Genomic DNA, 13147 nt, shown 5'->3' on the forward strand with positions numbered 1-13147 from the left:
ACTACCCGGCCAGCCGGTAACCGACACCACGGACGGTCTCGATCAGATGACGCTGGCCCACCTTCTTGCGGATCGCGCCGACATGCACCTCGAGAGAGTGTCCGAACCCCCGCCAGTCCGTGTTCCAGACCTCGCGGATGAGGCGCTCCTTCGGAACGGCCACTCCGGGGTATCGCGCGAGCACCGCCACGATGTCGAACTCCTTGCGAGTGAGCTCGATCGGAGCCCGTTCGATGAGCACCTGTCGAGCGACGAGGTCGATCTCCACGTCGCCGTCCTGCAGCCGCACACGCGCCTCGGACTCCGGCCTCACCGGCCGCGAACGTCGGGTGACGGCCTCGATGCGAGCCAGGAGCTCGTGCACGTCGTACGGCTTGACGACGAAGTCATCGGCTCCGGCCCGCAGCCCTCTGATGCGCTCGGTGACCTGGTTGCGCGCTGTCACGATGATGATCGGCACCTCTGAGCGACCGCGGATCCGGCGGCAGAGATCGATGCCGTCGACATCGGGCAGACCGAGATCGAGGAGTACCACCTCGGTGTCCGCACCCAGCATATGCAGGGCGGACGCGCCGTCTGCCGCGCGCACGGTCGCGTATCCGGATCGCGCGAGGAATGCCTCGAGTGCGGCGGCGACTCGCTCGTCGTCCTCCACGATCAGAATCTGCATCGACCCTGGATCCCCTTCTCCGCTCGAGCTGGGATAAACCTACCAGCAGGGCGAGAGACCGCCTGGCCGACCGCGATCAGGCCGAGGATGCCGCCCGCTGCGCGAAAGCGCTCTCATAGAGGCAGACGCTCGCCGCTGTGGCCAGGTTCAACGACTCGGCTCGACCGAAGATCGGCAGCTTCAGCACCTGGTCGGCCTGGGCGAGCGCATCCTCCTCGAGCCCGCGCGCCTCGTTGCCGAACAGCCAGGCCGTCGGCTCCGCGAGGACTCCGTCGGCGCGAGCGCGAAGAAGATCCTCGCCCTTCACGTCCGCAGCGAGGATCTGCAGACCGGCTGCGTGCGCCTTCTCGACGACATCAGAGAGCTCGGCTCCCACCGACACGGGCAGGTGGAACAGAGACCCGGTCGTGGCACGCACGACCTTCGGGTTGTACGGGTCGACCGTGCGTCCGGTGAGCACGACCGCATCCGCCCCCGCCGCGTCGGCCGCTCTGATGATCGTGCCGAGGTTTCCCGGATCCCTGATCTCCTCGCAGATCGCCACGAGACGCGGAGAGCCCGCGAAGATGTCGCGCACCGAGGTGGGTGCCTGCCGGACGACCGCGACCAGTCCCTGAGGCGTGACCGTGTCGGCCATCGCGTTGAGCACATACTCGGTCACGTGCTCGACATCGATGCCGGCATCCGATGCCTTGGCGCGGATGTCCGGATGCTTCTCCCAGCCCGTCGGCGTCGCGAACAGCTCGACGATCGCCTCGGGGCTGTAGGTCAATGCCTCTCGAACCGCCTGAGGTCCTTCGAGGAGGTAGAGCCCTGTCTCTGCTCGCGCGCTGCGCTTGGTCAGCTTGGCGACGGCACGGACTCGGGGCGAACGGGGGTTCTCCAGCACGTTCACAGTCTAGAGAACGGCAGAGCTGTTCCTGCGCAAACGTCGGACGAACGACAGAGGACGCCCTCCCGAAGGAGAGCGTCCTCTGTGGTGAAGAGCTGCTTACGCAGCGGACTTCGGAGCGTTGACGTCAGAGGGCAGAGCCTTCTTCGCCGTCTCGACCAGCGTCGTGAAGGTCGCTGCGTCGTTGACCGCGAGGTCGGCGAGCATACGACGGTCGACAGTGACACCCGCGAGACCGAGGCCCTGGATGAAGCGGTTGTACGTGATGCCGTGCTGGCGTGCAGCGGCGTTGATGCGCTGGATCCAGAGGCGGCGGAAGTCGCCCTTGCGCTTGCGACGGTCACGGTACGAGTAGACGAGCGAGTGGATGACCTGCTCTTTGGCCTTGCGGTACAGGCGCGAACGCTGACCGCGGTAACCCTTTGCGCGCTCGAGGATGACCCGACGCTTCTTGTGGGCGTTTACCGCCCGCTTGACTCTTGCCATTTTCCTGTGTTCCTATTCGTGCGTCGGGCGCGTCAGCGGCCGAGAAGCTTCTTGGCCGTCTTGGTGTCAGCCTTCGAGAGCACCTGGTCCTGGTTCAGACGACGGGTACGCCGGCTCGACTTGTGCTCGAGGTTGTGGCGCATACCGGCCTGCTGCTTCTTCAGCTTGCCGCTGCCGGTGATCTTGAAGCGCTTCTTAGCACCCGAGTGGGTCTTCTGCTTCGGCATCTTCTCTTCCTTCGTATGGCGCCTTCTCAGGCGACGGTGTCAACCCGCGGTGCGGGAGTCTGGGGGCGGGAGTTACTCCGCTGCGGCCTCGGCCGGTGCGTCAGTGTCGCTCTTGGCTTCGCGGGCAGCCTGCTTGTTCGCTGCGCGCTGGGCGTCGCGAACCGCGTTCTGCTCCTGCTTGGCTTCGGACTTGCTCTTGAGCGGAGCCACGATCATGACCATGTTGCGACCATCGATGGTCGGGTTCGACTCGACGGTTCCGAGCTCGGCGACATCCTCGGCGAACTTGCGGAGAAGTCGCACACCCTGCTCGGGACGCGACTGCTCGCGACCGCGGAACAGGATCATCGCCTTGACCTTGTCGCCCGCCTTGAGGAAGCCCTCGGCGCGCTTGAGCTTGGTCGTGTAGTCGTGCGCCTCGATCTTCAAGCGGAAGCGGACCTCCTTGAGAATGGTGTTCGCCTGGTTGCGGCGAGCCTCCTTCTCCTTCTGGGCGGCTTCGTACTTGAACTTGCCGTAGTCCATGATCTTGACCACGGGCGGCTTCGAGTTCGGTGCGACCTCGACGAGGTCGAGGTCGGCTTCCTGCGCAAGGCGCAGCGCCGCCTCGATGCGGACGACGCCGATCTGCTCACCCGCGGGGCCGACGAGGCGGACCTCGGGGACGCGGATGCGCTCATTGGTGCGGGGATCGCTGATGCGTAACTCCTTAGACGATGGGATTCAGCCACCAGGACGCAGTCAGCATCCCGGGCGAAATCAGAATCGTCCCCCACCCACCGGCATTCAGACGCCGGCTCCGCACCCTGCCTGCCGGATGAGTCTGACGACGCGATCCGGTGGAGTGCAAGACCCGGTAGCCTGGAACGGCAAGCGCGGGTGGGAAGTGAATCCTCTTTCGTACCGGAGCATGACGCTCCGGAGCCCGACACAGTCTAACAGAAGGCAAGGCGAAGTGACGAACCAGGCATCGGATGAGGCTGCACGCGAGCGCGAAGAGCGCTGGGCACGGCAGGAGGAGGCGGCATCTTCCGCCACTCGGGACATCGCAGACGTTCCGGCGGTCGAGGTCATCACGACCGCGGCCGTGCACCTCATGAGCGCGGCAGCGGTGAAGCTCGGCCTCGCCGACGACCCGCAGGCGGCAGAGCAGCTCGATCTCGACGAGGCTCGCAAGTTGATCAACTCCCTGGCAGGTCTGATCACCGCCGGCGCGCCGGAGATCAGCGACATGCACGCACGCTCGCTGCGCGACGGGCTGCGCTCGTTGCAGCTCGCGTTCCGTGAGGCATCGAGCATCCCCGACCCGATCGGCAAAGGTCCGGGCGAGAAGTGGACCGGGCCGGTCAACTAGCCGGCCCACCCTGCTCCGGCTGGCCGGCCGGCGACATCGCCGCGCCGGTCAGGCCGAGCGTCGCAGCTTCACGGTGAGGGAATCGACGAGCACGGCGATGCGGTCATCCGACGCCCAGCGCTGAGCGAGACGCGCGAGCACGGCGTCGAGCACCTCGCGTTCGAGGCCGTCGACCAGCTCGAGGATCACGATCAGCTCGGGGCCCCGCAGGCGCGCATCGGGGTCTCCCGCTGCAACGGACACGTCTATCACAGCGAGCTCGTGCGCGACGCTCGCCTGCAGCGCGCCGAACACCTCGGGCGACAGGAAGCTCGGCTCCCAGCCATGCCCCTGCGCGATCGCCCACACTGCCGGACGACGGAGGACGAACTCCGTGTCGGACGTCGGATCGAGCACGATGAGGTCGGTGTCGTCGGCAGACGCCGCGAGTGCAGCCCGGGTGGCTTCGACCGGAATCGGTCGAGCCGTGGCGTCCCAGCGCTGCATCGCCTCGACCGAGGAGAACACGGGCTGCACGCGACGGCCATCCGGGGCGGCCACCGTGACGATGGAGAGCTCCTGCGTCTTGTCGACCGTGAGACCGCTGGGAGCCAAGCCCTCCTCGCCCTTCTCGGCGACGAGCGGGATCAGCACCCGCGCCGTGCGGAAGGCATCCACGACCTCGGACTGAGCGCCCTCCCCCGCCCGGAAGCGCAGAACAGCATCGAGAAGCGCAGGGTCGGCGGAGCCATCGTCGGCCGCGTGCGGATTCGACTCGAAGCTGCGCCCCTCCCAGGGCACCCCTGCGGAGTCGCCGTGGTTCGGCAGAGCATGGTTCGAGGCGGCGTGATCGTGCGAGCCATGACCCTGTGGGCCATGGCCGCAGGCGTCGTCAGTCCCCTGCGACATCCAGCGCCTCAGCCAGCGTGAACGCTCCGGCGTAGAGCGCCTTGCCGACGATGGCACCCTCGACCCCGAGCGGAACCAGTTCGCGCAGCGCGGCGATGTCATCGAGATTCGAGATGCCGCCCGATGCCACGACAGGCTTGGGAGTGCGCGATGCGACCTCGCGGAGCAGCTCGAGGTTCGGACCCTTGAGTGTTCCGTCCTTCGTGACGTCGGTCACGACGTAGCGGCTGCAGCCGGCATCCTCGAGGCGCTCGAGAACCTCCCAGAGGTCGCCGCCCTCCTTGGTCCAGCCGCGCGCGGCGAGCGTGGTTCCACGGACGTCCAGTCCCACGGCGATCGCCTCACCGAAGCGGCCGATCACGTCAGCCGCCCACTCGGGGTTCTCGAGCGCGGCCGTGCCGAGGTTGATGCGGCTCGCGCCGCTCTCGAGCGCCGCCTCGAGCGTCGCGTCGTCACGGATGCCGCCCGACAGCTCGACGTTGACGTGCTTGAACTGCTTGATGACCTTGCGCAGGATCGGCGCATTGCTGCCGCGACCGAAGGCTGCATCGAGGTCGACGAGGTGAATCCACTTCGCGCCCTGCGCGACCCACTCCCCCGCGGCGTCGAGCGGGTCGCCGTAGCTGGTCTCGGTGCCGGCCTCACCCTGGGTGAGACGGACTGCCTTGCCCCCGGCGACATCGACGGCGGGGAGCAGAGTGAGAGAAGGAGACTGCGCGAAGTCGTTCATGACGTCCTCAGGTGAGATGGATAGCCGATTCGCCGGCACGAGAATCGACACTAGCCCGCGTATCCGCCCGCTCCAAAACGATGACAGCAGAGAACACCGCGTGCCACGCGGTAGCCTCGATGACGCCCCTGTTCGGTCTGTGAGGAGATGTTGCATGGTTCGCGATGCGGAAACGCGAGGAGGCGGACCCCTGCGGCGCGGCAATGCGCTGCCTCCCGAGACTCCGGATGACGGCGGACAGCCGCCGGTCGCACCGGACGAGCTCCCCGTCGACGCGCGGCAACGGCCGCTGACCGGTGACACACCGCCGAGCCCACCCGTGCCAGGGACGCGCGCGGCCGCGGCGGCAGCATGGGCGGCAGCATCCGCCACGACTCCGCCGACCGGCACTCCTCGAGCGGTCAACCCCCCGAGCCCGATCTCCCGGCCGCCCGCAGCCTCCGCAGCCCCGGCGACGCCCTCGAATCCGGGCCCCCCTTCCGAAGCGTGGTCGGAGCCGCAGGCCCCCGTCGTCGCTCACGGCGCTGAAGCCCAGCCCGCGGCGAGAACTTCGGCCCCGACCCCGCCCCCGAACATCCCGCCGACGCCTGCGCCGACGAACGTCGTGCCGCAGAACCAGATTCCCGGCGTGCCGCCCGCCCCACCGCTGCCGCAGTCGACCGGCACTGCTACGGCGGCCCCGAACGCGGCCGCCGCCGAGTCTGCGTCCTCGGCGTCATCGCGTCGCCAGCAGCGCGAGCAGGGCGTGGGCCGCCGCTCGTTCCTGCAGGAGGAGCGGCGGGAAGAGCCCGCACGTCAGGGCGGGCGCGGACTGCTCAATCGCGTCGGATTCTCCCTCGGACCCAACGCCCGTGAGCGAGCCGTCCGCGACGACGAGCATGCGGTGAGTCGTCACTGGCCTGGGCCGCGCACCGTCGCGGTCGTCAACGGCAAGGGCGGGGCGGGCAAGACACCCGCCACCGTGCTGCTGTCAGCGGTCTTCGCCCAGTACGGCGGGGCCGGAGTTCTGGCCTGGGACAACAACCAGACCCGCGGCACGCTCGGCTGGCGCACCGAGACCGGAGCGCACGACCGCACGCTGCTCGAGCTGCTTCCGCAGACTCAGCGCCTGCTGGGAGCCCAGGGGCAGTCGGCGGACCTCGCGCACTTCGTGCATCACCAGCCGCAGGAGAAATACGATGTCCTGCGCTCGAAGCCGATCCGGCTCGCGCACGAGAACCGACTCCGGCCCGCCGATGTCGACTCCATCCACGCGATCGCCGCCAAGTTCTATCGCCTGATCATCATCGACTCCGGCAACGACGAGTCCGATCCCATGTGGTTGCGGATGATCGACCTCGCCGACCAGATCGTCGTCGCGACGACGACGCGCGACGACCATGCCGAAGCCGGAGCTCTGCTGCTGGAGGCTCTCGAGGACCGCGATGAGCGCTCAGCCCGCCTCGCGCGAGAGTCGGTGGTCGTCGTCAGCCAGGCGGATCCGAAGGCATCGCCCGCAGAAGTGACAGACGTGATCGCGGGCTACCAGCCCCTCGCGCGCGAGGTCGTCGGCATCCCCTTCGACCGCGAGATGGTCGACGGCCACCTTCGTCTCCGTGCACTCGCAGCGCCGACGCAGCGATCCTGGCTCTCGGCCGCAGCGGCCGTCGCACGCGGGTTCTGAACAGCTGCGCCCGTCAGGCTCGCAGGCTGTCGACCCAGTTGCGGAGCAGCTGGATTCCGGCCTCTCCCGACTTCTCCGGGTGGAACTGGGTCGCTGAGAGCGGCCCGTTCTCGACGGCGGCGAGGAACGGGTCTCCGTAGGTCGACCACGTGAGCACCGGCTGCGGGAACGGCGGGATGACATCGAGCTCCCACGACTGCGCGGCGTAGGAGTGCACGAAGTAGAATCGCTCGTTCTCGATGCCCTTGAACAGCACCGAGTCGGTGCCCGGCTCGACCGTGTTCCACCCCATGTGCGGCAGTACGGGCGCATTGAGTTCGGTGACCGCTCCCGGCCACTCGCCGAGGCCCTCGGAATCGTGGCCGCGTTCGACGCCGTGCGCGAAGAGGACCTGCATGCCGACGCAGATGCCGAGCACAGGGCGTCCACCGGCGAGACGACGGTCGATGATCTCGTCGCCGCCGTGCGCGTAGAGCGCGTCTCGGACGGCCTGGAAGGCACCGACACCGGGCACCACGAGACCGTCTGCCTCGAGCGCCTCCTTGCGATCGCGCGTGAGCACCGCGTCAGCTCCCGCTGCGACGAGAGCCTTCACCGCCGAGTGGACGTTGCCCGACTCGTAGTCGAAGACGGCGACCCTGGGTGCCGAGCTCACAACGCACCCTTCGTCGAGGGGATGCCGTCGACCAACGGGTCGAGCGCCTTGGCCTGGCGGAATGCCCGCGCGAACGCCTTGTACTCGGCTTCGGCGATGTGGTGGGGGTCGCGTCCTCCGAGCACGCGCACGTGCACCGTCAGCCCCGCGTTGAAGGTGATCGCCTCGAAGGAGTGGCGCACCAGAGACCCGGTGAAGTGGCCTCCGATGAGGTGGTGTTCGAAGCCCGCAGGCTCCCCCGTGTGCACGAGGTAGGGGCGACCCGAGATGTCGACCACCGCCTGGGCGAGAGCCTCATCGAGCGGCACGAGCGCATCGCCGTAGCGGGAGATCCCCGACTTGTCTCCGAGCGCCTCGCGGATGGCCTGACCGAGGACGATCGAGATGTCCTCGACCGTGTGGTGCGCGTCGATCTGCGTGTCGCCGGAGGCGCGCACGGTGAGGTCGGTGAGCGAGTGCTTCGCGAACGCAGTCAGCATGTGATCGAAGAACGGCACCGACGTGTCGATGCTGCTTGCACCGGTGCCGTCGAGGTTCAGCTCTAGCTCGACGGTGGACTCGGACGTGCTGCGCACACGCGTGGCGGTGCGCGGGGTCTGGGCGGGGGTGCTCATGAAGCCGATCCTATCGAGGCGAGAGCATCGAGGAACGCGGTGGTCTCGGCCTCGGTGCCCGCGGTGACGCGTAGGTGACCGGGGATTCCGACGTCGCGGATGAGGACGCCCTGATCGTAGAGCTGCTGCCAGACCTTTGCAGGTTCTGAGACCCCACCGAACAGCACGAAGTTCGACCACGACTCGTGAGGCGTGTAGCCGAGGGCCTCGAGCGTCGCGGAGATGCGGTCGCGCTGCTCGACGATCTCCTCGACCATACCCAGCATCACGTCGGAGTTCCGCAGCGCGGCCACGGCCGCCGCCTGAGTGAGAGCGCTGAGGTGGTACGGCAGACGCACGAGCCTCAGGGCGTCGATGAACGCAGGGTCCGCCGCCAGATAGCCCACACGCGCACCCGCGAACGCGAACGCCTTGCTCATGGTGCGAGAGACCGCGAGCCGCGGGCGTCCTTCGAGCAGACTGAGGGCGGATACCGCGTCTCGCGGCGCGAACTCCTGGTAGGCCTCGTCTACGACCACGACTCCCGTCGATGCCTCGTAGACCGCCTCGACCACGTCGAGACCGAGCGGAGTGCCCGTCGGATTGTTCGGGGAGCACAGGAGGATGACATCGGGGTCGACGTCCCTGACCTGCGCCGCCGCCTCTTCCGGAGTGATCGTGTAATCGGGCTGCCTGGTGCCCGCGACCCACCGGGCTCCGGTCCCCTTCGAGATCAGCGGATACATCGAGTAGGTCGGGCTGAAGCTGAACGCTGTGCGGCCTGGCCCGCCGAAAGCCTGGAGGATGTGCTGAAGCACCTCGTTCGATCCATTGCCCGCCCAGATCTGGCCGGCTTCGAGCCCGTGGCCGAGGTACTCGGCGAAGCCCTCGCGCAGAGTGGTGAACTCGCGATCCGGGTAACGGTTGACGTCTCGGAGCGCGACCGCGATGTCGTCGAGGATGTCGCTGGCCACGGCATCCGGAACCGGATGCGTGTTCTCGTTGACGTTCAGCGCGATCGGAAGCGGCGCTTGAGGTGCTCCGTACGGCGTGAGCCCTCGGAGGTCGTCGCGAAGCGGCAGGTCGTCAAGTGATGCAGTCACCCTTCCCATGGTAGGCCGCGTTCGCCTCACGGATGCCCGTGACGACCGAGTATGAAGACGAACACTCTCGCTTCACTGGGTCGACCGGTGAAAGCGAGGCTCACTCCGAGTACTGCGTCGGAATCGCGAGTTCCTGACCGATCTGCAGCTCCCCGCCACGGAGGAGGTTCAGGCGCGTGATGTCACCGATCACCTCACGCGGGTCGGCCCCGGGTGCGATGCCCTCGGCGATCGACCAGAGCGTGTCGCCGGGCATCACGGTGACGGTCGCGAACGACGCCGCGGTTGTCTGCTCCCCCGAGGCCATCGCACTGCCGCCGCTGAGTGCTGCGAACGCGATCCCGGCGGCGAGGGGCACCGCCGCGACGGCGAGCACGACGCGTCGACCACGCGCCGTCAGCCGGAGCCGCGTCGCCGGACGAGCCGGAAGGACTGCTGCACTGCTGAAGGTGATGGTGCTCATGTCGTGCTCCTCTGCATCTACCGCGTGGGCGGTGAAGTTGGCGTAGCGTTCGCATCCGCGCCTCGGCCGGGAGCCGTGGATGCGAAGCTACGTACCGAAGTTATCTTCGAATTCGAATATCTGTCAAGCGTTCTTCGAAACAGAAGTGCGAGAATCGGCCGACACGCTCGAACAGATCTTCCACATCGGCGCGTTTCTCGGATACGGTTTCGATAGGAACACCCCACCACGGGCCTCCGACATTCGAACTGAGACGCCGGATCGCACACCTGAGGAGCACCATGAGCGACAACTCCGCCCCCGAGGCCGATGCCCCGCGCACTCGTCGCCGTAAGAGCCTGAGCCCCAAGCAGATGGCGATCCTCGAGGTCATCCAGACGTCGATCAGTCACTACGGCTACCCGCCGAGCATGCGCGAGATCGGCGACGCCGTCGGGCTCAAGTCGCTCTCCAGCGTGACCCACCAGCTGGGGCAGCTCGAGCTCAGCGGATACCTGCGTCGCGATCCGGGCAAGACCCGCGCGATGGAGGTGCTCATCGACCTCCCCGGCACGAGCGGCGAGAACCCCGCCGACGTGGCGACGCCCGTCGGAGACGCCGCGCTGGTTCCCCTCGTCGGGCGCATCGCCGCCGGCGTTCCGATCACGGCCGACCAGCAGGTCGAGGAGATCTTTCCGCTCCCCCGTCAGCTCGTCGGCAAGGGTGACCTGTTCATGCTCAAGGTGTCGGGCGAGTCGATGATCGACGCCGCGATCTGCGACGGCGACTGGGTCGTCGTCCGTTCCCAGAGCAGCGCTGAGAACGGCGAGATCGTCGCCGCGATGCTCGACGGCGAGGCCACGGTCAAGGTGCTCCGTCGACGCGACGGCCACACGTGGCTGCTCCCCCGGAACTCCGCGTTCGAGCCGATCCTCGGCGACGAGGCGGTCGTTCTCGGGAAGATCGTCGCGGTGCTGCGCTCCGTCTGACTCTGCCGCGCGGGACTCGTCAACCGCGCGCTCCCGGAGACCTGGGGCCCTCCCTCTCGACCACGCCCCGTGTGACGCCGTGCGCCCGCGCACCATAGGCTCGAATCATGTCGTCGCCGTTCGGTACCTGGCCCTCCCCGTTCGCTCCCGACCTGATCGCCGCGTCGTCTCCGAGGATCGACGGCGCCGCCTTCGTCGGCGAGGACATCTGGTGGGGCGAGTCGGTGCCTTCCGAGGGTGGGCGCCTGACCGTGCGCAGCTCCAGCGGCGCCGAGATCCTCCCCGCCCCCTGGAGCGCCCGGTCGCGGGTGCACGAGTACGGCGGCGGGTCGTGGACGGCGGATGCCGAGGGCACGCTGTTCTTCGTCGACGCCAAGGATCAGCGCGTGTATCGGATGCGGCGCGGGGACGACCCGGTGCCCCTCACCCCTGCAGGGGCGGCGCACGGCGGTCTGCGCCTGCAGAACGGTCGACTGTTCGCTGTGCGGGAGGACCTCTCGGTCGACCCCCACCAGCGCGGGATCGTCGAGATCCCGACCGACGGATCAGCCGCCGATGAGCCGGCGCTGGTGACGGTGATCGTGCAGGGCGAGTCGTTCTACGCGCATCCCGCGCTCTCTCCGGACGGGACTCGCACCGCATGGGTCGAGTGGTCGGGCGAACGGATGCCGTGGCAGCGAGCGTCTCTGGTGCTCTCCGACGGCACCCGGCGCACGGAGCTGCCCACACGGGCCGCCCTCCAGCCGGAGTGGACGGACGACGACGAGATCCTGTACTCGGATGACCCCTCGGGTCGCTGGGCCCTGCACCGACAGCGCGTCGAGGGGCTACGAGCGGTCAGCTCTGCAGAGCAGATCGACGACGCGGACGCCGACACGGGATACGGGCTCTGGGTGCTCGGCAACCGCTGGTACCGACCGCTCACCGACGGCCGCATCGTCGCCGTCCGCACGAACGGACGCGACGAGGTGGTCGTCATGGAACGGGACGGCAGCGCCCGCCTCATCCCCGTCCCCGCCGACGGCCATGTGAGCGTCGACGATGTCGCGGGATCCCGGGTGCTGCTCTCCGGCAACAGCTCGTCGGCAGCCCCCGGTGTCTGGTGCGTGGACGTCGACTCAGGCGACATCGAGGTGGTCGCGGGAGCGACGCCGTCGGATCCCACGTGGATGCGCCCAGCATCCGAGATCCTGCTCGATGGCGCGCACGGGCCCGTCCACGCCTTCGCCTACGAGCCGGTGAATCCGTCGACGGCAGCCGCGGACGACGAGCTCCCTCCGTACATCGTGCTCGTGCACGGCGGCCCGACCGCCCACGTCACGGGCGCCGCATCAGCGGCCATCGCCTTCTGGACGAGCCGCGGCATCGGCGTGCTCGACGTCAACTACGGCGGATCGACAGGTTACGGACGTGCCTACCGAGAGCGACTCGATGGCGGATGGGGTGTGGTCGACGTCGACGATGTCGTCGCCGCGGCGCACGGCCTCGCCGACGCCGGACTCGCCGACCCCGACCGCATCGCGATCCGGGGAGGCTCCGCGGGCGGCTGGACGGTGCTCTCATCGCTGGTGCGAGGCGGGACGTTCGCCGCGGGCATCAGCAGATACGGCGTGGCCGACCTGCGGATGCTGAGCGAGCACTCGCACGACTTCGAAGCGAACTACATCGAGGGGCTGGTGGGGCCGCTGCCCGACGCGGAGGCCGTCTACATCGACCGCTCGCCCCTCACCCACGTCGACCGGATCGACGTGCCGGTGCTGCTCATGCAGGGCGCGGAGGATCGCGTGGTGCCGCCGTCGCAGTCCGAGGCGATCCGCGATGCGCTGGCCCAGCGCGGCGTGGAGCACGAGTACGTGCTCTACACGGGTGAGGGCCACGGGTTCCGTGCGAGCGAGACCATCGTCGACGCTCTCGAAAGAGAGCTCGCCTTTCTCGGGCGTGTGTTCGGCTTCACGCCCGCGCGCTGATCACTCTCCGACGCGATTGCGCAGCCGCATGGCTCGATCGGCCTCGCGGGTGTCCTGACGCTCGCGCAGTGTCTGACGCTTGTCGTATTCCTTCTTGCCCTTGGCCAGGGCGATCTCGACCTTGGCGCGACCGTCGGAGAAGTACAGCTTCAGCGGGATCAGCGTGTACCCACCCGCGGACACGGCATGCTGCAGCTTCGCGATCTCCTCGCGGTGCAGCAGCAGCTTGCGGACGCGCTTCGCGGAATGGTTGGTCCAGTGCCCCTGCGAATACTCCGGAATATGCACGGAATCGAGGAAAACCTCGTTCCCTTTGACGAACGCATATCCGTCGCTCAGATTCGCCCGCCCCTGGCGCAGCGACTTGACCTCGGTGCCGGTGAGCACCATCCCCGCCTCGTACGACTTCTCGATGTTGTAGTCGTGACGTGCGCGACGATTGGTCGCGATGACCTTCTCCCCGCGTTCCCTGGGCATGATTCTCTCCT

General features: G+C 68.0%; 16 protein-coding genes. 4 read left to right on the forward strand and 12 right to left on the reverse strand.

Annotation, left to right across the window (positions count from 1 at the left end):
* Position 1: 1 nt before the first annotated feature.
* The 5 genes from FIV50_RS11285 to infC form a co-directional block, all read right to left on the reverse strand.
* Positions 2-670 (reverse strand): response regulator transcription factor, encoded by a 669-nt coding sequence (locus FIV50_RS11285; RefSeq protein WP_140037511.1) that lies wholly within the window; start codon positions 668-670, stop codon positions 2-4.
* A 76-nt stretch (positions 671-746) separates the two neighbouring features.
* Positions 747-1559 carry a TrmH family RNA methyltransferase gene (locus FIV50_RS11290; protein WP_140037512.1) on the reverse strand — a complete coding sequence of 271 codons (813 nt, stop codon included), beginning with the start codon at positions 1557-1559 and terminating at the stop codon, positions 747-749.
* Positions 1560-1661: 102 nt separating this feature from the next.
* Positions 1662-2048, reverse strand: a complete 387-nt coding sequence (rplT, locus tag FIV50_RS11295; protein ID WP_140037513.1) for a 50S ribosomal protein L20 — start codon at positions 2046-2048, stop codon at positions 1662-1664.
* A 32-nt stretch (positions 2049-2080) separates the two neighbouring features.
* Positions 2081-2275, reverse strand: coding sequence for a 50S ribosomal protein L35 (rpmI, locus tag FIV50_RS11300; RefSeq protein ID WP_036278714.1), 195 nt, complete (start codon positions 2273-2275; stop codon positions 2081-2083).
* 72 nt (positions 2276-2347) lie between these two features.
* Positions 2348-2998: a translation initiation factor IF-3 gene (gene infC / locus FIV50_RS11305; RefSeq protein ID WP_079113185.1), complete on the reverse strand. Its 651-nt coding sequence runs from the start codon at positions 2996-2998 to the stop codon at positions 2348-2350.
* Positions 2999-3230: 232 nt separating this feature from the next.
* Here infC and FIV50_RS11310 point away from each other — a divergent pair, with 232 nt between their 5' ends.
* Complete coding sequence (locus tag FIV50_RS11310; RefSeq protein WP_140037515.1) at positions 3231-3629, forward strand: DUF1844 domain-containing protein; 399 nt, start codon at positions 3231-3233, stop codon at positions 3627-3629.
* A gap of 48 nt (positions 3630-3677) precedes the next feature.
* Here the strand turns inward: FIV50_RS11310 and FIV50_RS11315 are convergent, their stop codons facing one another.
* On the reverse strand, positions 3678-4517 hold the full coding sequence (locus FIV50_RS11315; RefSeq protein ID WP_140037516.1) for an SseB family protein: 840 nt from the start codon (positions 4515-4517) through the stop codon (positions 3678-3680).
* Positions 4501-5247, reverse strand: a complete 747-nt coding sequence (gene priA, locus FIV50_RS11320) for a bifunctional 1-(5-phosphoribosyl)-5-((5-phosphoribosylamino)methylideneamino)imidazole-4-carboxamide isomerase/phosphoribosylanthranilate isomerase PriA (RefSeq protein WP_140037517.1) — start codon at positions 5245-5247, stop codon at positions 4501-4503. Before priA ends, FIV50_RS11315 begins: the two co-directional genes overlap by 17 nt.
* Positions 5248-5401: 154 nt before the next feature.
* Between priA and FIV50_RS11325 the strand changes: the two genes are divergently transcribed.
* Positions 5402-6910, forward strand: coding sequence for a MinD/ParA family ATP-binding protein (locus tag FIV50_RS11325; protein WP_140037518.1), 1509 nt, complete (start codon positions 5402-5404; stop codon positions 6908-6910).
* Between the two features lie 13 nt (positions 6911-6923).
* Here the strand turns inward: FIV50_RS11325 and hisH are convergent, their stop codons facing one another.
* From hisH to FIV50_RS11345, 4 genes are all read right to left on the reverse strand, one after another.
* A complete protein-coding gene (hisH, locus tag FIV50_RS11330; protein WP_140037519.1) occupies positions 6924-7565 on the reverse strand; it encodes an imidazole glycerol phosphate synthase subunit HisH in 642 nt (213 codons plus the stop codon).
* Entirely contained in the window at positions 7562-8179 is a 618-nt protein-coding gene (gene hisB, locus FIV50_RS11335) for an imidazoleglycerol-phosphate dehydratase HisB (RefSeq protein WP_140037520.1), read from the reverse strand. The genes hisH and hisB overlap by 4 nt, the downstream gene beginning before the upstream one ends.
* Complete coding sequence (locus FIV50_RS11340) at positions 8176-9270, reverse strand: histidinol-phosphate transaminase (protein WP_181164208.1); 1095 nt, start codon at positions 9268-9270, stop codon at positions 8176-8178. Before FIV50_RS11340 ends, hisB begins: the two co-directional genes overlap by 4 nt.
* Before the next feature lie 91 nt (positions 9271-9361).
* Positions 9362-9724: a LysM peptidoglycan-binding domain-containing protein gene (locus tag FIV50_RS11345; protein WP_140037522.1), complete on the reverse strand. Its 363-nt coding sequence runs from the start codon at positions 9722-9724 to the stop codon at positions 9362-9364.
* Positions 9725-10005: 281 nt separating this feature from the next.
* Between FIV50_RS11345 and lexA the strand changes: the two genes are divergently transcribed.
* Positions 10006-10692 carry a transcriptional repressor LexA gene (gene lexA / locus FIV50_RS11350; protein ID WP_140037523.1) on the forward strand — a complete coding sequence of 229 codons (687 nt, stop codon included), beginning with the start codon at positions 10006-10008 and terminating at the stop codon, positions 10690-10692.
* Between the two features lie 107 nt (positions 10693-10799).
* Positions 10800-12659 carry a S9 family peptidase gene (locus FIV50_RS11355; protein WP_140037524.1) on the forward strand — a complete coding sequence of 620 codons (1860 nt, stop codon included), beginning with the start codon at positions 10800-10802 and terminating at the stop codon, positions 12657-12659.
* Here the strand turns inward: FIV50_RS11355 and smpB are convergent, their stop codons facing one another.
* Positions 12660-13136, reverse strand: a complete 477-nt coding sequence (gene smpB / locus FIV50_RS11360) for an SsrA-binding protein SmpB (RefSeq protein WP_042536531.1) — start codon at positions 13134-13136, stop codon at positions 12660-12662.
* Positions 13137-13147: the final 11 nt, after the last annotated feature.

This window comes from Microbacterium foliorum (assembly GCF_006385575.1).
Classification (GTDB): Bacteria; Actinomycetota; Actinomycetes; order Actinomycetales; family Microbacteriaceae; genus Microbacterium; species Microbacterium foliorum_B.